The 19,217-nt window shown below is 44.5% G+C and carries 18 protein-coding genes; 6 read left to right on the top strand and 12 right to left on the bottom strand.

What is annotated here, in order from left to right:
- Positions 1-2 precede the first annotated feature (2 nt).
- From QQ041_RS06725 to QQ041_RS06695, 7 genes are all read right to left on the bottom strand, one after another.
- On the bottom strand, positions 3-734 hold the full coding sequence (locus tag QQ041_RS06725) for an SDR family NAD(P)-dependent oxidoreductase (RefSeq protein ID WP_146492622.1): 732 nt from the start codon (positions 732-734) through the stop codon (positions 3-5).
- Positions 734-1,165 (bottom strand): nuclear transport factor 2 family protein, encoded by a 432-nt coding sequence (locus QQ041_RS06720; protein ID WP_285953380.1) that lies wholly within the window; start codon positions 1,163-1,165, stop codon positions 734-736. The genes QQ041_RS06725 and QQ041_RS06720 overlap by 1 nt, the downstream gene beginning before the upstream one ends.
- A gap of 14 nt (positions 1,166-1,179) precedes the next feature.
- Positions 1,180-2,610: a deoxyribodipyrimidine photo-lyase gene (gene phrB, locus QQ041_RS06715; RefSeq protein ID WP_285953379.1), complete on the bottom strand. Its 1,431-nt coding sequence runs from the start codon at positions 2,608-2,610 to the stop codon at positions 1,180-1,182.
- Positions 2,607-3,554 carry a DUF523 and DUF1722 domain-containing protein gene (locus QQ041_RS06710; RefSeq protein ID WP_146492619.1) on the bottom strand — a complete coding sequence of 316 codons (948 nt, stop codon included), beginning with the start codon at positions 3,552-3,554 and terminating at the stop codon, positions 2,607-2,609. The genes phrB and QQ041_RS06710 overlap by 4 nt, the downstream gene beginning before the upstream one ends.
- Positions 3,555-3,686: 132 nt before the next feature.
- On the bottom strand, positions 3,687-4,367 hold the full coding sequence (locus tag QQ041_RS06705; RefSeq protein WP_285953378.1) for a ChrR family anti-sigma-E factor: 681 nt from the start codon (positions 4,365-4,367) through the stop codon (positions 3,687-3,689).
- Positions 4,360-5,007 (bottom strand): sigma-70 family RNA polymerase sigma factor, encoded by a 648-nt coding sequence (locus tag QQ041_RS06700; RefSeq protein ID WP_086714594.1) that lies wholly within the window; start codon positions 5,005-5,007, stop codon positions 4,360-4,362. Before QQ041_RS06700 ends, QQ041_RS06705 begins: the two co-directional genes overlap by 8 nt.
- Positions 5,008-5,117: 110 nt before the next feature.
- Complete coding sequence (locus QQ041_RS06695) at positions 5,118-5,738, bottom strand: LON peptidase substrate-binding domain-containing protein (protein WP_146492617.1); 621 nt, start codon at positions 5,736-5,738, stop codon at positions 5,118-5,120.
- 252 nt (positions 5,739-5,990) lie between these two features.
- On the opposite strand from QQ041_RS06695, the gene QQ041_RS06690 reads away from it, so the two are divergent.
- Positions 5,991-6,377 carry a tautomerase family protein gene (locus QQ041_RS06690; protein WP_017070218.1) on the top strand — a complete coding sequence of 129 codons (387 nt, stop codon included), beginning with the start codon at positions 5,991-5,993 and terminating at the stop codon, positions 6,375-6,377.
- Positions 6,378-6,530: 153 nt separating this feature from the next.
- Here the strand turns inward: QQ041_RS06690 and QQ041_RS06685 are convergent, their stop codons facing one another.
- Entirely contained in the window at positions 6,531-7,328 is a 798-nt protein-coding gene (locus tag QQ041_RS06685) for a DUF4344 domain-containing metallopeptidase (protein ID WP_285953377.1), read from the bottom strand.
- Between the two features lie 324 nt (positions 7,329-7,652).
- Between QQ041_RS06685 and QQ041_RS06680 the strand changes: the two genes are divergently transcribed.
- Complete coding sequence (locus tag QQ041_RS06680) at positions 7,653-8,009, top strand: YibL family ribosome-associated protein (RefSeq protein WP_060980886.1); 357 nt, start codon at positions 7,653-7,655, stop codon at positions 8,007-8,009.
- A gap of 316 nt (positions 8,010-8,325) precedes the next feature.
- Positions 8,326-9,552, top strand: a complete 1,227-nt coding sequence (gltS, locus tag QQ041_RS06675; protein ID WP_146492613.1) for a sodium/glutamate symporter — start codon at positions 8,326-8,328, stop codon at positions 9,550-9,552.
- A 127-nt stretch (positions 9,553-9,679) separates the two neighbouring features.
- Here the strand turns inward: gltS and norW are convergent, their stop codons facing one another.
- The 4 genes from norW to QQ041_RS06655 form a co-directional block, all read right to left on the bottom strand.
- Complete coding sequence (gene norW, locus QQ041_RS06670) at positions 9,680-10,849, bottom strand: NADH:flavorubredoxin reductase NorW (protein WP_285953376.1); 1,170 nt, start codon at positions 10,847-10,849, stop codon at positions 9,680-9,682.
- 1 nt (position 10,850) lies between these two features.
- On the bottom strand, positions 10,851-12,356 hold the full coding sequence (gene norV / locus QQ041_RS06665) for an anaerobic nitric oxide reductase flavorubredoxin (RefSeq protein ID WP_285953375.1): 1,506 nt from the start codon (positions 12,354-12,356) through the stop codon (positions 10,851-10,853).
- Positions 12,357-12,620: 264 nt separating this feature from the next.
- Complete coding sequence (locus tag QQ041_RS06660) at positions 12,621-13,277, bottom strand: NAD(P)H-dependent oxidoreductase (protein ID WP_123285028.1); 657 nt, start codon at positions 13,275-13,277, stop codon at positions 12,621-12,623.
- A 323-nt stretch (positions 13,278-13,600) separates the two neighbouring features.
- Entirely contained in the window at positions 13,601-14,467 is an 867-nt protein-coding gene (locus QQ041_RS06655; RefSeq protein ID WP_285953374.1) for a glycerol kinase, read from the bottom strand.
- A gap of 575 nt (positions 14,468-15,042) precedes the next feature.
- Between QQ041_RS06655 and QQ041_RS06650 the strand changes: the two genes are divergently transcribed.
- The 3 genes from QQ041_RS06650 to QQ041_RS06640 all read left to right on the top strand — a co-directional run bounded on the left by QQ041_RS06650 (position 15,043) and on the right by QQ041_RS06640 (position 18,854).
- A complete protein-coding gene (locus QQ041_RS06650) occupies positions 15,043-16,935 on the top strand; it encodes a PTS mannitol transporter subunit IICBA (protein WP_146492605.1) in 1,893 nt (630 codons plus the stop codon).
- A 183-nt stretch (positions 16,936-17,118) separates the two neighbouring features.
- A complete protein-coding gene (locus QQ041_RS06645) occupies positions 17,119-18,267 on the top strand; it encodes a mannitol-1-phosphate 5-dehydrogenase (RefSeq protein WP_285953373.1) in 1,149 nt (382 codons plus the stop codon).
- A gap of 50 nt (positions 18,268-18,317) precedes the next feature.
- Positions 18,318-18,854 carry an MltR family transcriptional regulator gene (locus tag QQ041_RS06640; RefSeq protein ID WP_222433371.1) on the top strand — a complete coding sequence of 179 codons (537 nt, stop codon included), beginning with the start codon at positions 18,318-18,320 and terminating at the stop codon, positions 18,852-18,854.
- Positions 18,855-19,217 lie beyond the last annotated feature (363 nt).

The following is a 19,217-nucleotide window of genomic DNA, read 5'->3' as shown; positions in this document are numbered from 1 at the left end:
TGTTATACCATCCTTGAAGCGAGTTTTTGCCAAACTGGAGTTGGAAGCATTCTTAGTAGCTTCATCAACATGATGAATCGTCTTGGGAAATCGATTTCACTCTTTCCTTGAGCAATACCATTTACGATTCGCTGAGTTGCGGCCTCACTACTAATAATCATAGGCATAGAGAAAGTATTTCGCTCGGTTAATGGCGTTTCAACAAAGCCTGGGTGCACAATTGAGACATGAATATTGTGCTCGGCCAGATCAACCGACAGTGTTCTGCCTAAGTAGGTGAGGGCTGCCTTTGAAGCGCCATAAGCCTCGGCTCTTGGCAAAGGTAAAAAGCTGGCGCTGGAGCTTACTAAAACCAAACGGCCGCCGGGCTTGATGTTTTTTAACCAGGCTTTAAGGGCGTAGCCAATTGAAATTAAGTTTATGTTGATGACGCGCTCGAAAAGCTCGGCATCAAAATTCACTGGGTCGTCGATGTACTCACAATCACCCGCGTTTAGAATCAGTAGATCGAGCGGCTTGTCTTGGTCAATTTCTGGGAAGTTGTGGTAATCGGTCAGATCGAAACAGAGCGGTGTAATTGATGAATGCACGATGTCTGTCTCGTGAGAATCAACTAATGCTTGCAGCTTGTCTGAGTTACGGCCACAAGCAATCACCTGATGCCCTTGTTGAGCGTAATCGATAGCGAGTGATTGGCCGATACCTGAAGTCGCGCCTGTAATCATAATACGCATTATCTGCTCGCTCTCTTTTTGATGGATTTAATCGCGCAGCCCAGTACTGGAATGTGCTCATACAACATAGAGCCGACGTCGAGGTAGTCTCTGTGGTAGACCACTTGATCGTCGAGCATCTTAAGGTGACTGTGCCCTTGTACTTCGATCGGTTTTTGCCCATTTAATTGCTTGTGAGCAAACTGCATCGTCCAATAAACAGAAGCTTCGTCGTTCGCTTCGATAGTGTGCTCGATATGAAAGTAACAGCTCGTTACCTGGGTGTAGAGGTTCTCGAAGTAGTGAGTCAACGCCGAGATACCGCTGACATGGTGCAGCGGATCTTGGAATTCAATATCAGGGTGATAAACCGTCTTAAGTACGTCGAAATTGTCGGTTCCGAGTTCTCGATACATGTTGAGAAAGTTATCAAGCCATAGAGAGTTATCCATAATATTCACTCTAATTATTTGAAGAAGGCTAAGGCTCTCAATCGTGCTTCTTTGTGCTCAACGATGGGTTGCCAGTATTCGCTGTCTATTCCGTTTTTAGCGATAAAGTCATGTGGAAAATGTACATGCTTATCAGGGATATTTTGCAGCTCTGGTATGTACTTACGAATAAAAATTCCTTTTGGATCAAACTTTTCACTCTGGGTGATTGGATTGAAAATTCGGAAGTAAGGTTGAGCATCACAGCCAGTACTTGAAGCCCATTGCCAGCCACCATTGTTGGCACTAAAGTCACCGTCGATCAGGTGCGACATAAAGAAACGTTCGCCCCAACGCCAGTCAATAAGCAGGTGCTTGGTCAGGAAGCTTGCCACCACCATTCTTAGCCTGTTGTGCATCCAGCCCGTTTCAACCAGTTGACGCATTGCTGCATCAACCAATGGATATCCTGTTTTTCCTTCGCACCAAGCTTTGAAGCTTGGATGATCGTGATACCAATCTAAACCATTGTATTTTTGCTGAAAGTTCGCACCTTTAACCAGTTTAGGATGGTGGAACATCAAATGCTTATAAAAATCTCGCCAAATCAATTCATTGAGCCAACAAAAGGCCGGTAATTGCGTATCAAATAACAAATCGGGTTGTTGCTGAATCAATTGAATCGCTAACCAACGTGGACTCACTGCGCCAATCGCTAAATAAGGCGATAGGCCAGATGTTCCTTTGACTGAGGGAATATCTCTCAGACGCGCATAGTCGTTGACTTTATTACCTAAGAAATTGGGGATCACATTGCCTAATACGTCTTGGCTCAATGGCCAGCGACTTGAATCAACACGAGGAAAGTCGAAATCATAGTCAGCGGAGATTGTTAAGGCTTGTAAGTCGTCAGGAAGTTGCTCTTGTGAAGGCTGTGTTTGTTGAAGCTTAACGGGCGCGACAGGAGCTGGGCTACAGATGATGCCTTTCACCTGAACTTCTTTTAGCCACGCGTTCTTAAAGGGCGTAAAGACTTTGAACATCTCGCCTTGTTTGTTAAGAACACTACCTAATGGCAGCATAACGTCACAGTCGCTTATCTTCAGGTTTAGGCCGCTTGTTATCAGCTTTTTATCGCGGGCTTGTTCATCGACCTCAGGCTCTGAATTTGCGTACACACACTTGGCATTAAGTTGTCCGTATAATTCGATGAGCTGTCGGGCTTGGTCAGCAAAATCGCTGGCTTTGAGGTGCAGCAGTGTAATCCCATACTCAGCGAGCTGAGATTTGAACTGTTCTAGGTGACGATAGATGAAATCAGCTTTGATTGGTGCAAGGTTGTGTTGCTGCCATTGCTGCGGGGTTGAAATGAAAACGGCGGTCGTAACACCGTTTTCAACTGCCGCGACGAGCGCTGGGTTATCGTGAATCCTCAGGTCTCGTCTTATCCATAGAATGTTGCTCAATATCCGTATCTCAGTTTAAGTTCTTGTGGGTGAGGGTTTAGGTAAACCTGTGACTCCAAGTACTCGTTTGGGTATTCCATTAGGTAGTGGTTTATCAACGTTAGGGGCACTAGCAGTGGAATTACGCCCTCTCTAAATGATGCAATCTGATTGGTGAGCTCTTGCTTGTGCGTGCTGCTCAATTGCTTCTTAAAGTAACCTTGTAAGTGATGCAGAGTATTGGCGTGACTGCCTCTATTGGCGTGATGCGATAACGCCGTCATCAAGCCTTCGATGTATTGAGCCGCCAATTCGTCAATCTCTAACTCATTACCCGCTAACAGTTTGCCTAAGCTTTTGTAACTCTCAACGTGGTGACACATTACCAAGTACTTGTGTGCACTATGGAATAGGATCAGCTTGTGCTTTGTTACACCTTCATCCACAAGATCGAGCCATTTTTGGTAAGTGAATACTCGAGTCATGAAGTTTTCACGCAAAATGGGATCGTTAAGGCGGCCGTTTTCTTCAACGGGAAGTAACGGATTAGCGTCCATAATTTGTTGGGTAAACATGCCTACGCCAGTCGATTCAGAGCCGCGACCATGGTGGTGGTACACTTTCACTCGCTCCATGCCGCAAGTTGGGCTCTTTTGGCAAACAATGAATCCAGCAATGTGCTGGTTGTTCTTCGAGTAGTTTTGACCGAATTCGATCAGCTCCTGGGTTACATCACCAGAACCGTCTGGACGGGAGACGTGAATGATATCGTCTAACATCCGTGTCTGACGAATAGTTGGGCGAGGCGTTGGCAGTCCAACTCCCATTTCAGGGCATACCGGCTCAAGTTCTACATAATCTGCAAGATCGTCTGTGCAGAAGCGAGAACGTTTGTGTCCGGTATCGAACCGAACTTTATGACCGGCGACACATGCACTGATGCCTATTTTTATTTTCTTATCCATTGGTCAAATCCTCACGTTCATTGCTCATCGTTATTCTTATGTTATGTGGTTTATTACTTATTTCGCGTTGCTTTAGTTAGGTTATTATTTTTCTACCTAGCCAACTTGACGCGTCAAGTAAATGTGCTCAATCTAATAAATGTATTTACCTAATGGATTGAACAGTTGACTCACGCCTTTAGTGAAGTACAAGGCATCACTTGAAACCGTTAAACACACACATCCTTCTTTAGTAGCCGGTTGGTGAGTATGATTGCCATCTAGCCAGATGAAGTCGCCTTTGTTGTAGACCCCCATCTCGTCTTCGAAGCTACCCTCTAAAAGAAGCGTGATCTCGAAGCCTTTGTGAGTGTGGCAAGGTACTTGTCCATCTTTATCTATGTGCAACAAACTGGAGTGGTGTGCTTCGTCATCGAAATCGAGTCTTGCTCGTGAAATTTTGCCTAGGTTCATCCAATCTTTTCTCGCCACTGAGTTCAGAGCGCGGGGGATTGTGAACGTGGTATCTGCAACGGTAACTTGTTCTACCTTTGGCTCAACTTCGACCGACTGAGATAAATCAGCAGTGATTTGATCAATCGCGTCGAAATCAAAGCCCATATCGTCCATTGAGAAGCTATTTAGGTCATCGCTTGAAAATACTGAATCCGCGTCGAATACGTTATTCGCCGCTTCAGCGGTAAGCTGCTTAACTTGCTGTTGGCAGTGTTCACACAGTTCTACGTGACTAGAAACAATCAAAGAAACAGAGTCTGCGAGCGTGCCATCGACAAAATCTTTCAAAATTTCAGCATTTGGGTGATGTTTAATCATGACTTTGTTCCCCCATATGAACCTTAAGTTTGGCTAAAGCAAGTCTTAGACGTGATTTCACGGTTCCAAGTGGGACGCCAAGTTGCTGAGCGAGTTGCTCTTGAGAGAGCTCTTGAAAGTAAACACCTTTGACAATGGTTTTCTGGGCCAGAGGCAGCTTCTCTATTTGTGTCATTACGTGTCGGCTCATCAAATGATCGCCAAACGGTAATTGATCACTCTGAGATTCCGCAACCATCGCGTCGATAGGCCAGATGTCGTCTGCGATTGTTTGTTCAGCCTTTGCTTTTACTTTGCGCAACATATCAAATGCAGCGTTTCGCATGACCGTGTAGACCCAAGTCGTCGCAGCGCCTTTGTCTTCTTTATACAGATGAGCTTTCTTCCAAACGTTGGTCATGGTGTCTTGAACTAGCTCGTTTGCAGCAGCTTCACCACCTAACTTGCTAATTCCGAAACGCTTTATCTTGGGAGCAAAGAACTTGAACAAACAGGTAAATGCCTGCTTGTCTCTGTCTGTACCAACCAAGATCAACCAGCTTGAAAGTTCTGCTGGAACCTTGGACTCGGTCGTTGTTTTTTTGTCTGGGATAATGACATGCTCCTTGCCTTTCCCTGAACTTCTACTTTCGACTTGCATAGTAAATAACCATCATGCGAATTTGAGTGGCACTACGTGTAAGTTGAAGGTCGGGATCACTTAAATTTAAATTAATTTCCACTATACAAAATTATAGTGAAGAAAAGTGCTTATTGCCCCGTGATGATTTGATTCAAAAAAGGAACTAGGGACGGAAAACTAGCAGGCTCAGTAAATTCTGTTTTCTTTTCCAATGGGATAGGCATCATTTCGAGCAATCGTGCACAGATCCATTGAGGACTCTCGAAATCTGGAGTGGGATAGAGTGTTCTTATCGAATCGTGGTCGCGAAACAACTGAACCAAAAATGCGGTAAACACGTTTGGCACTTGATATTCATGGGCTGGCCAGTGGGGCAACAAGCTGAACTTGCTTTTAATCAAGTCATCATTGTCTCGAAACGAGTCATGAAGTTGCACCAACTTTTCGCCTTCGACATCAATTTCCAATATCTGGTCATCCGACATATTGAAGTCGACGATGTTCACCTTTGTTCCCCAAGAACTGAGATGATCAGGGTTCGAGTTGTCTTGAGTGGAGATAATGAAACCATCGCTCTGCGCTGCGTGAGCAACCATCGCGAGATACTTTGGCTCAAAAATGCGCAGTCTTTGTCTGCCTCCGGGGAGAAGGAAGATAGGGAGAGGAAACACAGCGAGCTCGAGAGAAGACTCTATGGGTGTTTCTAGTTCGGCGTCTGTCGGCGTGGTCTTCCTCGGTGAATTCGGCACATAGCACTCCTTAGTTCAAATGTGATTTGAGAAGATATACGCGGGGAGGGTGGTGTTCGATCAATTCGCTTCGGCTTATGTTCGCAAAGGGATAGGTATTTTGTTGCACCTGTTCATAAATTCATTGTTTTTACCTTTTCTCATACGCGTCATTAGGTAATATGTGTACAAATAGTAAGCGAATGGGTGGTCGCAAGACGATGCTTCTATCTGACGTTCTTCTATACCTAACATTGCATCAAAGGAATGGTCATGATTGTTATTTATGGTATCAAAGAGTGCTTAAATCCAATTAAGTTGCAGCTCTCTAATGTGTTGCAGCAGTGCTTGAACAGTGAGATGGGTTTACCCGATGACAAGCGAGCACATCGATTTGTGCCATTGGAACGAGATGACTTCTTTTACCCGGAAGGAAGAACAGAAGCCTATACCGTCATTGAGATCAACATGATGGAAGGTCGGGCGGTAAACACCAAAAAGCGCTTAATCAAGAAGATATTTTCTGAGATAGAGAAGCAGTTAGCTATCTCTCCAATTGATATCGAAATCACCATTAAGGAACAGCCATCGCACTGCTGGGGATTTCGAGGCATGACGGGCGATGAAGCTCAAGATCTGAAATATAAAGTGAAGGTCTAGGGTTTAAACTCTTAACTCTTAACTCTTAACACGTAAGACTTAAGCCAACCTATCGGGTTACGGCTTTGGAATTTGATGCCAAAGCCGCTTTGTCTCGTTCTCGACACTAACCTCTAAGCATCTAAGCATCTAAGCATTTAAGCATTTAAGCATTTAAGTATCGTCACTCTCTTTTAAATACTGATGCCAATTTTCATTGATCACGTCAAAGTGCTCGACACAGAACTCTTTCCTATCTTTCAAATAGTCGTTTTCCACTTCATCGAGCAAGTTTTTATAAGCATCGGGGTCGCTGCCATACACCAAGCATAACGTGGAGAAGTAACGCTGCAGATCGAAACTGTGCTCGTCGATGTATTCCCCCAAGTCGTAATACTCCGGGCGGTCTTCTGACTCGAAAGCGAACATGTCTGCTGCGCTGATCGCGGCATCGGCGCCATGTTCCACATAGTTAAGTAATAGGATGGTTGCTAGGTTGTCGACCGCATCTTCCTCTTTGCCCAAGATGGCAATCTTTTGGTCTTCAATATAAGCATGCCCAGCTTCGTGTAGCAGGGTGTGTAGCAAGGTATCAATAGCGCCGGTTTGCGCAGATTTGCCATACTTTTTTTCATATTGGTTCTGCTCAAAGTAATTGAGTGACTCAGCGTAAAAGCGGTAAGGGATCAGCACTTGATGGGTTTGTGGATCGTAGAGCGGTCCTTCCTCCCCGACATATTTAATGGTTAACGGCTTTTCAAACATGAAGAGTTGGCTTGATAGGTCAATCACGGTGTCATTAACGCCACTGCTTTGAATCTCGCGTTTGAGCTGCTCTTCTTCGGCATTTTTCGGTGCAAAGTATTCGACGATTAAGTTACTTTGGGCTGTTTGTTCACTAGATGCATAAGTTGCGGCAAACATTGAACTCAGGGCTAGGCTACAGGTCAATGTTCTTTTCAATAATGTCATCGGCTATCCTTGTGATTACGCTGCGAATAGAGTCGTTGCAGGAGTGGATACCCCAAGCTGTGTACCCTGAGTTAGTTACTGCGTTAGAGTATAAGTTTAGACGGAATTTTGATGCATCGAGGACTGCAATTTTTGAAGTAGGCGCTATCCTATCAATAAAAAACCGTTTAGATATTCGTCATGAAGGATAGGTGGGCTGAATGAGTGGTGTTCGTGTGATTCGGTTTTGTTGGTAATTAACAGATAAATTTCGGTTCAACAGAACCCTTGTGCTATACTCCGCGCCCCAATCCGAATTGGCTTGTTAAATCTTAGGAAATTATTATGAGTGTTAAAAACGAACTTCAACAAATTAACAACCGTCTAGACAAGTGTCGCCACAAGTTAGATGCTGCTAAAACTCGTAATGATCGTCCTGTTGTTCGTCAGTTCGAGGAAGAGATTAAGAAGCTAACTAAGAAAATTGCCCAGCTTAAACACAAAGAAAGCTACGATGTGAATCAAGAGCGTAAATCTCTGATTGATATGCCATTTAGCCGCGAGATTACTAAGGCTGAGCAAGCGGATATGGGCAAACTTAAGAAGTCTGTAAAAGGGCTTGTAATTGTTCACCCAATGACAAAGATCGGTAAAGAGCTTCGCATTGAGGTTATGACTGGTTACGCACCGAAAAAATTCTAATTACCAGCGATGGTGATGAAAGAGGAGCTAGCAATAGCTCCTTTTTGCTTTTTTAGGTATTGAAAAAGCAGAATCAACGGCAAAAATACTCACGCCGTTTTTAACTTTTTGGAGGTGATTGTTGTCACAAATCCTTTTATCTCCTATAAAAGTTAACGTGCTACTAACATGGCACTAAGCGACCGCAGTAATGTGTTCGTTTTCTAATCCACAATTTCTCTCCAGTTTGCAATAAATATAGGTAGAGCAGCACAAATAATTACAGATAAAACTAGACTCATTAAGGAAGATGAGAACGTAAAAAAATAGAGGTTATATGAATCAATTAATTTCAATTGGACCACTAGAATCCTTCCTAATCGCGATTAGTGTTTTGTTTCTAGGTCATTTCGTCAATGCAAAGCTTCCGGTTCTCAAAAAGTACAACATCCCAGAGCCCATTGTCGGCGGCTTGATTGTCGCTTTTGCTATTACAGCCCTGCACTTTAATGGCCTTGATCTTGAGTTTTCTTTGCCCTTGCAGAACACCTTCATGTTGATGTTCTTTGCAACGGTCGGCCTTGCGGCTAACTACACGCAGCTGATGAAAGGTGGTGCCAAAGTCTTCCTATTTTTAGGGGTGGCGTCGGTCTACATCATTATCCAAAACGGTGTAGGCGTAACCTTAGCAACGGCACTAGGCCTTGAACCCTTGATGGGTTTGATTGCTGGCTCTATCACGCTTTCGGGTGGCCATGGCACAGGCGCGGCTTGGTCTCAAACTTTTGCAGACACGTTTGGCATTGCAAATACGTTAGAAATCGCAATGGCTTCAGCGACCTTTGGCTTGATCATCGGTGGTATTATCGGTAGCCCAGTGGCGCAAAAGCTGATTGACAAAAACCAGCTTGAATCTGAGTACGGCACTGGCACGCAAACGCACGAACGCTTCCCTGAACTTGTTACTTACAACGAGTATGAAGAAGACAAAGTGACAGCGAAGAAGGTGATTGAAGTGTTGTTCATCCTTCTTATCTGTATCACGGGTGCGAGGTACCTAGAGCAGTGGGTGGCGACTTTTGAAATTTCTTGGTTGATGATTCCTGACTTCGTTTACGCGTTGTTTATCGGTGTGTTCATCACTAACGTGTTTGAAGTGACTAAGCTGCATAAGACTGACAGCGAAACGGTCGATATTCTTGGTACGGTGTCATTGTCACTATTCCTAGCAATGGCGCTAATGAGCCTTAAGCTTTGGAACATCTTTGACCTTGCGATTCCGTTCTTGGCTATCCTTGCGGTTCAGGCGGTTGTGTTAGGTATCTTCTCTTACTTTGTGACGTTCAAAGTAATGGGTTCTAACTACGACGCAGCGGTTATGGCGGGTGGTCACTGTGGTTTCGGCCTAGGTGCAACACCAACAGCGGTAATGAACATGGGTTCTTTGGTGAATCGATACGGACCATCGCCACAAGCCTTCATGGTGGTGCCAATTGTTGGCGCGTTCTTCATTGATATTGTTAACTTGATTATCCTGCAAGGGTACATCTCGTTTATCGGTTAATGTGAATACCTCGCTTAACGCATAAAAAAGCCAGTCTATTGACTGGCTTTTTTCGTTTTGTAGGATGCTGCTTATGTTATTGAGTTTGAGTTATTGGGCTTATGCCAATGAGATTAAGCCATTGAGATTAAGCGGGTGAGCTTGTCTGTAGCTCTTTGAGCAATGGGAATGCAGCTTTGGTATGCTCTCCAGTGACGATAAACCCAACCAATTGATTATCTGCATTGAAGCCTTTTGCGATAATGCCTTTCGGGTCAAAGCGAGTCTCCCAGCTTTGAGCCGTTTGTAGATCGCGGCCTGCAAGCTGAATGGGGTAGCTTGGGGTCTTCACCTTGGTGATGATATGAGGCAACTTGAGTTTTATGTCAGCGGTCGCAGGTACTTCATCACTCGCAATGAGCTGCTTTGCCAACACATTAGCAGACAAGATGGCGGGCTGGAGATAAGCCATGATACGCCCTTCAATTTCGGCGCAATCACCAATCGCATACACGTTGTTAGCACTGGTTTTCATGGTTTGGTCGACAACGATCCCTTTGTTGACGGTGATTCCGGCTTGTGTCGCTAATGTCGTGTTCGGTTTCAGCCCTGCTGCTGCAATAACAGCATCCGTTCGTATTAATCGAGAAGCGGTGGTTTGTAGCCTTATATCCTCTTTGAGGTAAGTCGCTCGACAAACTGCAGAGTCTGTTTCAACGGTCACACCTGCTTTTCGTAACACTTGCTCCAATTCTAGAGAAACGAAAGGCGGCACCAAACTGCTCAAGAGATAGCTGGCAGGCTCGATGATTGTGACATCTTTCCCTGCGGTTTGGAGGTCAAAGGCAAGCTCGACTCCGATCAGGCCGCCACCAATCACTGTGACACGCTGAGCATCATCAATCTGCGCTTTGTGCTTCTCAAACTCCTCTAGGCTATTGAGCGTGATTGTCGCACCACGTTTTAACCCTTTTGCTGGTGGAATAAATGGTGTGGCCCCTGTTGCTAACACTAACTTTGTGTAATGGATTGGTTGGCCATCGACACGAATATACAGCTGATCAACATCGATTTCGCTGACAAGCGCTTTCGTTTTAATAACCACGTTGTACTGCTCAGCTAACTGCTGAGCATTATGTACGGTGAGTGTTTCGGGCGTTTGTTCCTGACTGAACGCATGCGAAAGGTTCGGCTTACTGTACTCAACCCCCGAGTCCGCCGTGATCATGGTGATCGCGATATCTTGGTCGAGTTTACGTACCATCTTGATAGTTTGTAGGGCAGCGAAACCACCACCCACAATCACAATGTTCGACATGTTACTTCTCCACAAATACTTCTTTGCCTAAATGACACTCAGGGCAAAGGAAGTCGTCAGGCACTTGTGCCCATGGTGTTCCTGGTTCAACACCTTGGTACGGTTCACCTAATTGTGGGTCGTATACCCATTCACACACTGTACAACGCCAGCACGTGCAGTCTGCCGTGTGTACTGAGTTATCTTGAGCTACTTCTGTTTCCTGCTCTGTCGTGTCTTTGAGTTCGGCAGTGTTTTCTGCAGGTGCAGGTGTGGTTTCAAGCGGTGTTACATTGCGTGATACTTGTTTCGGTGCGCTTACTTCGTCTGCTTCTACACGCCAAACCTCGGCCAGTGACATGCCGTAATCAATGCATTGACGAAGGGCATCTGTGTCTGGTTTCCAGTGGATGTGTTGTGGTGCACTAACCTCGAAGTTCGCTTCACGTAGGCGAGCATCAATGCGTTTTACAGCGCCACCAGTCCAACCTGAAGACCCGAAGGCTGCTGCTCTTTTACCTGCAAAGCGTAATCCGTGTATCTCTTCAAGTAAGGCTGCGATCTGCGGCATCATCACATTGTTCATGGTCGATGAACCAACGAGCACGCCTTTTGAGCGGAAGACATTGGCAAGGATGTCATTTTTATCGTGCTTAGAAATATTGAACACTTTGATTGCCGTTTCTGGGCTGCCTTTGCGGATACCCTTTGCGATAGCATCAGCCATCATACGAGTGTTGTTCGACATGGTGTCGTAGACAATGGTAATACGATCTTCTTTGTAGGCCTTAGACCACTCGTAATATTGCTCAACGATTTGAGTCGCGTTGTCGCGCCAAATACAGCCGTGAGAAGTAGCAATGACATCGATCGGTACGCCTAAGCTCAGCACTTCTTCAATCTTTGCTTTAACCAGCGGCGCAAACGGCGTCAGGATATTCGAGAAGTAACGCAGGCACTGTTCATGCAGTTCAACTTGGTCTAGTTGGTCGTTGAATAGGTTCTCGTCACAGTAGTGCTGGCCGAAAGCGTCGTTACTAAACAGGATTTCATCACTGGTTAAGTAAGTCGCCATTGAGTCTGGCCAGTGCAGCATTTTCATCTCTACGAAGATAAGTTGTTTTCCGTTACCGACATCAAGAGTGTCACCAGTTTTTACGGTTCTGAAGTTCCAGTCTGGTTGGTGGTGGTGGCCAACAATGGAGTTCACTCCAGCTTCAGTACAATAAACCGGTGTATTCGGAATTTTAGCCAGTAGCGCAGAGAGTGCGCCTGAGTGGTCTTCTTCGGCATGCTGACAAATGATGTAGTCGATCTCGTTGATGTCGATTTCCATCTCAAGGTTTGCAAGGAATTGCTCTGTAAAGCGATGATCGACAGTATCGACAAGTACAGTCTTCTCTTCACGGATCAGGTACGAGTTATAGCTAGTACCTTTGTTCATGTGGTATTCCTTACCATGGAAGTGTTCGGTTTCCCAATCATGGACGCCGACCCAGTGAACATTTGATTTAACGTGAATAGTCATAATGATAATACCTTATTGAAATATCTAAGGTCATCACTGCACTAGTCGTGCCATGTTTTTAAGGTGTTGTTTTTGAATGGTTTGTTTAATTCTCGAGCTTGTTTTTGTGTCTTTATGACATCCTTAGCATTGTGATTAATATGATTCTAAAGTGTCCATTTGACTCGGGTGGTTTTCAATGCTGATTAATAGCCAAAAGACGCGCATAAAAAAGGCCAGATAAGAGTCTGGCCAAATAAAGCAGTGCAATTTATTTGTTAGTTTTTAAAGCGTAGTCACGACTTCATCAAGAGCTAAACGCGCTTTTGGTTTACCGTGGTTGTAGTCTTCGCCGTCTTTGTGGTAACCGATAGCCAGTGCTACATCAACAACGTGGCCTTCTAGCTCATCAGCAAACTCTTCGCTGATCATAGCCGCGTCTACACCTTCCATTGGAGTTGAAGCGATACCAAGGCGAGCAAGTGTGTGCAGTGTGTTACCCAGTGCAATGTACACTTGAGATTTAGTCCAGTTACCGTTGAAACCTGTTTCGTCAGTGTTCATTTCTGCGAATGCGTAAGCACCTAAAAACTGTTCATACATTTCAGCAGGTAGGTGACCAGAGCTTACTTCCGTATCTGCGCGTTTCGCGAATTTCTCTTTAGTGTACTTAGGATCGTGAGCGAACAGGATTGTGTGTGACGCTTCTTTCGCATGTGGTTGGTTAAACTGGAACATGTTCTCGAAAGTGTTGTGGAAACGTTGTTTTGCTTCGTCGCTCTCAATGATGATGAATTTCCAAGGCTGAGAGTTGATAGAAGAAGCTGACAAACGAAGTGCTTCTTTGATTACTTCCATGTCTTCCGCAGAGATGCGCTTTTCTGCATCGTATTTTTTAGCTGTGTAGCGAGTGTTTAGATCTGAAATGATTGGATGAGTCATGTTGAATCCTAATATCTATCAATATAAATGTTGTAGGGTTTTATGTTCGGTAACGTCAACAATAAACGGATAACGCATTTAGGCTAGATCTCTATAGAAGTCGTTTCTAGAACAGTCAGCCTCTAAAAGGCTGAACGCTTAAATGGCTATCGAACATGCCCCAAGAAATCGAGTATCTGCGGTAGCTCAAGTCGATGGGTGTAAGATAATAGAAGAGTTACTCGGGAAAAATAGCGAACATATCAAATCACTATGGTTAATAATGTCCATAATGATTCGATAAGTGTGATCTTAATAGGTTTGAATTGTCTAGATTCAGTCGTTTAGTACGCCTTGATGCCATATTGACGCAATAATGGTGGAAGTACGCTGTCTAGGTTTGGGATATCTTCTGGCGTGATTTCGATTAAGCCAAAACCATGCTCTTCATAGATTTTTCTCGTAGTTTTACGTTTATCTTCGGCGATTGGCGCGGAATCGGTTCCCCAAAACTGGATGTACACTTTGCCACTTGGTAGATAAAAATCGCTGATCACTTCTTTTGATATCGGAAGCGGGCGCTCGTACGCATGAACCACTCCTGCCATATAAAGCCAGTTATCGATGATCAGCTCTCCCTTTGATCTAACATAATGCCCATCTAAGCTTCGGTGCTTCGCCTCGAATTTCTGACGAAAACTGGAGAATGACACATCGGTCGAGTGGCTTTCAGCATCATGCCCTAGGAATTCAACAACAGACTGCTTCAAACGTTTATTGCGAACCAATGAATCGTGCCACACCACGAATAAGTTTTGTGTGGCTTTATCTTCTCTCTGTTCACCACCGGCCTTTAAACCTGTCGAGGTAACGTGCCAACCGTCTTCTTCTCTTGTGATCCAACCAAGCTCATTGAGCAGTAAGTTGATTTTCTTTGCGCTGAGTTGAAAGGCATTGCCGAGCTGAGTTGCGGTTAGTGTTTGCCCTGAGAAGGTGTCCAAGTCGATGAGCAGTTTCTCTGGCCATACAATGAACACACCAAACTTTTTGTGTTTGACATATTCCCCACCAAAGCTTTCCCCTCGTTCGGTCAGCACCCAGCGGTCTTCTGAACGTACGATATAGCCGGCCGTTTTTAGGTCACTGAATAGAGTTTTAGCGTCTATATCTCTCTGTTTAGCGAGAGCCGATGTGGAGATCTTGTCTGACATAGTCTTCTCTTAAGTCGTTATTGGGCTACTGGATAACGTTGGGATAGGAATTACAAAGGAACTGATTACTAGAATAACACATCTATTTTACGCAATTTCGCTCCTTCATTGTTCATGTATTTTGAAGTTTGGGCGCTAGGAAAATCAGAATTTTGAAAAACAGGCATTAATCTGTTTTTGTAATTAAATTACAAAATAACAAGGTAAATTCATCTGGGTGCATAGAAAACACACTTGGAATGGCGTTCTTTCATACATGGTTTATAGTTTTTAAGGTGTGTCTTTTATTAAGTGTGATTCGTATCACTAATTATTTTTGATGGTTGAATTCATAAGTGTGATCTGGATCTTGTGTGAATGAGATTTATTATCGTTAATTTTGCTTTGTAATTTTAATTCATGGCGTTTTTGTGATCTAAATCGTTCCCAGTAACCCCTAAGTGTTTTTTGTGTGTGATTGCTATCACGAAAATTGGCTTGAGGTGCATTTTGGAAATGTTGTGATACATTTCAATCAACTTTTGAGCACACATTTTCGGTCATTTGACCAACCAATACACTACGGGGTTCTACCTATGTTATCACCAGAAGCGAAGATCAAGGTTCAAAATTTTGGTCGTTTCTTATCCAATATGGTAATGCCAAACATCGGCGCATTCATTGCGTGGGGTTTCATTACAGCACTATTCATCCCAACAGGTTGGTGGCCTAACGAAACGTTAGCATCAATGGTTGGCCCTATGATTACTTACTTGCTGCCACTATTGATTGGTTACACCGGTGGTAAAATGGTTGGTGGTGACCGCGGTGCGGTAGTGGGTGCCATCACAACAATGGGTGTTATCGTTGGTACTGACATCCCGATGTTCATGGGTGCAATGATTGTAGGTCCACTAGGTGGTATCGCAATCAAGAAATTCGATGAAGCTATTCACGGTAAAGTGAAGAGTGGTTTCGAAATGCTAGTGAACAACTTCTCTGCTGGTATCATCGGCATGATCTGCGCGATCATCGCGTTCATCGTGATTGGTCCTGCTGTGAAAGTTCTGTCTTCTGGTTTAGCGGCTGGCGTTAACGTGATGGTTGAAGCGGGTGCACTACCTCTTGCTTCAATCTTTGTAGAACCGGCGAAAATCCTATTCCTAAACAATGCAATCAACCATGGTATTTTCTCTCCACTAGGTATTCAGCAGTCTGAAGAGATCGGTCGTTCTATCTTCTTCCTAATTGAAGCGAACCCAGGTCCTGGTCTAGGTCTACTACTTGCTTACATGGTATTTGGTAAAGGCAGTGCGAAGCAATCTGCTGCGGGTGCATCTATCATCCACTTCCTAGGTGGTATCCACGAAATTTACTTCCCATACGTTCTAATGAACCCACGTCTAATCCTAGCGGTAATCGCAGGTGGTATGGCTGGTGTATTCACTAACGTAATGTTCAGCTCTGGCCTAATCTCTCCAGCGTCTCCTGGTTCTATCTTCGCGATTCTGTTGATGACACCAAAAGGCTCTTACATCGGCGTGATTCTATCGGTTATCGCAGCAACGGCAGTATCGTTTGTTGTAGCGTCAATCCTTCTTAAAACATCAGCGCAAGATGATGAGGAAGATTCACTAGAGAAAGCATCAGCGCAAATGAAAGACATGAAAGCGTCTTCTAAAGGTGCAGCAACGGGTGCAGACATCAACCTAGCTGACGTGAAAGCAGTATACGTAGCGTGTGATGCGGGTATGGGTTCAAGTGCAATGGGTGCTGGTCTACTGCGTAAGAAAGTAGATGCAGCGGGCCTAAATATCACGGTAACCAACTACGCAATCAACAACCTACCAGCTGATTCGCAAATTGTTATCACGCATAAAGACTTAACAGACCGTGCTCGTAACACCGTACCAGGTGCAATGCACATGTCTCTAAGCAACTTCCTAGACGGCGGTGTATACGACCAGCTAGTTACAGAGCTTACCGACGCTCAAAGTGGTGAAGCAAAAGTAGAAGCTCCGGCTCCTGCAGCGGCTCCAGCACAAGAAGGCAACAAGCTTGCACTGACTAATGACAGCATCTTCCTTGGCCTTAAAGCGACTCAAAAAGAAGACGCAATCAAGTTCGCTGGTGAGCAACTGGTCAAACTGGGCAACGTATCTCCAGAATACGTAGACGGCATGTTTGCTCGTGAAGAGCTTGTGTCTACCTATCTAGGTGAGTCTATCGCAGTACCACACGGCACAATCGAAGCAAAACAGTACGTACAAAAAACCGGCATCGTATTCTGTCAGTACCCTGAAGGTATTCAGTGGGGCGAAGATGAAGACGATATCGCGAAGATGGTTATCGGTATTGCCGCACAAGGCGATGAGCACAACATGGTGCTGATGGCTATTACCAATTCACTTGATGATGAAGACGCTGTGGAATGCCTACAGAACACAACAAACCCTGCTGATGTTCTACGTATTCTCAACGGAAACTAAAAAGCTCTAGTCAAGCTCCTAAGTGAAGGAGGCCGGTATCCCCCTACTGGCCTCATTTTCGGTCTAAATCTGTCTTAACAAGATTCAGTCTGAATAGCTTACTGCTTAATGTCTCTAGTTAATCATCAGGCATGTTGTTGAGCAGTTAGCTATCTAGATTCAAATATTTATAAGGTCAAAATTATGAAAGCGTTACATTTTGGTGCAGGTAATATCGGTCGTGGTTTCATTGGTAAACTTCTTTCTGACGCTGGTATGAAGGTTACTTTTGCTGACGTAAATGAAACGGTTGTTAACGCGTTAATTGAACGCCAAGAATACCCAGTGAAGATTGTTGGTGAAGAGTGCGTTGTTGAAACCGTTAAAAACGTGACAGCAGTAAACTCAGCAACAAGCGCTGTGGTAGATTGCATTGCTGAGTCTGACATTGTGACGACAGCAGTTGGCCCAACGGTTCTTAAAATCATTTCTAAGTCTATTGCTCAAGGTATCGAAAAGCGTGCAGCAGCAAACAACACGGCGCCAATGAACATCATCGCGGCAGAGAACATGGTTCGCGGTACTAGCCAACTAAAAGCAGCGGTTCTAGAGCACCTTTCTGATGAAATGAAAGCGTTCACTGAAGAGCACATTGGCTTTGTTGATTCTGCGGTTGACCGCATTGTTCCACCTGCAGAAGCGGGCGAAACAGACCCTCTTGCAGTAACGGTTGAAACGTTCAGCGAGTGGATCGTAGACCAAACACAATTCAAAGGTGATATTCCAAACATCCCTGGTATGGAATGCACTGATAACCTAATGGCGTTCGTTGAGCGTAAACTGTTCACGCTGAACACAGGTCACTTGGTAACGGCATACCTTGGTGTGCTTGCGGGTCACGAGACAATCAAAGATGCTATCGAAGATGACAAAATCCGCGCTGAAGTAACAGCAACGATGGAAGAAAGCGGTGCTGTTCTGATTAAGCGTTACGACTTTGATCCTGAAGCGCACGCGGCATACATCCAGAAAATTCTTGGTCGTTTTGCTAACCCGTTCCTACGTGATGAAGTTGACCGTGTTGGCCGTCAGCCTATTCGTAAGCTGAGCCCACAAGATCGTCTAGTCAAGCCATTGAACGGTACGCTAGAATACGGTCTTCCTAATGCGCACCTTGTAAAAGCGATCGCAGCTGCGTTCCACTATAAGAATGAAGATGACCCTCAAGCGGTTGAACTTCAGGCAATGTTCGCAGAAAAAGGTTTTGCTGAGACATTAGCGCATTATTCTGAGCTGAATATCGACTCAGAAGTTGTTAAACTAGCGGAACAAGCTTATCTAGCATTGAAATGATAAATCATCAAAGTGCCACCCCGGTGGCACTTTCTTATTGCCGAGCCGTTATGCCAATACAAACTAGCCATGAAACTGAATTACTTGAAGCCCTATCAGAAGCTGAGAGTGCTGGCGCCTGCCTAATGGCTGCTTACGATGCATTGGATGACACGGTAGATGCCGTATTAAAGAATATCTTCAAGAAAGACGATACTGCAATTAAGTTTGTTGTAGAACCTCTTCTTAACAGCGGTGGCCCGTTAGGCGAGATTATGATTCGCGCTAAGCTACTATTAGGGCTTGGTGTCATCAGTAAAGAGCTTTATGACGATTTAGAGGTTTTCGTTACCTTGAAAGAGTGGGCGAAAATACAGGGTGACGACACCAGTTTCACAGAAGTCGACATTATATTTGAGCTTAATAAGGTACACGCGATTCAGCGTATTATGCCAATTGAATATGATGCGGAGATGGTGGAGACCATGTCTGGTCCAATGCTTGAAATGTTTTTGGGGCGACATAATCAAAAAGTGAAGTCGACGATCGTTTTAGCTATCACTGACATTATCACTACCTTGTGCCGAGATAACGCGCTGAGTTCTTAGCTTTCTATTCTTCGTTCACTGTGTCGAGCCTTCACATACATATCTTGCATTTGCTCGTTTGTTTCATTCCAAACTTAAATTGATGGCGGTTTCTCTAGCTTGAGAAATCGCTTTTTTGTATTCACTCCAGCTCTACTATTTCTTTCGAGCTAAGCATGACACGAATTGACGATTCTTATGTCGATTACTATCTGCACCTTTTGTTTTAATCTCTGGGTAGTTTTGTACCTTGACCGCGAATTTCAGGTACAAAAAAAGCCACATTATGAACTGACCCCCAATAGTTGGACACCAATTATTGGGGGTCTTTTTATGTCCAAATATAGCCGAGAGCTAAAATGTATCATTGCTAAGCAATACTTA

Origin of the sequence: Vibrio sp. TMPB1044 (assembly GCF_030442075.1) — a bacterium.
In the GTDB taxonomy this organism is placed as follows: Bacteria; Pseudomonadota; Gammaproteobacteria; order Enterobacterales; family Vibrionaceae; genus Vibrio; species Vibrio satsumensis.
The sequence above is the reverse complement of the archived record's forward strand: the minus strand, read 5'-3'. Positions and strand labels throughout refer to the sequence as shown.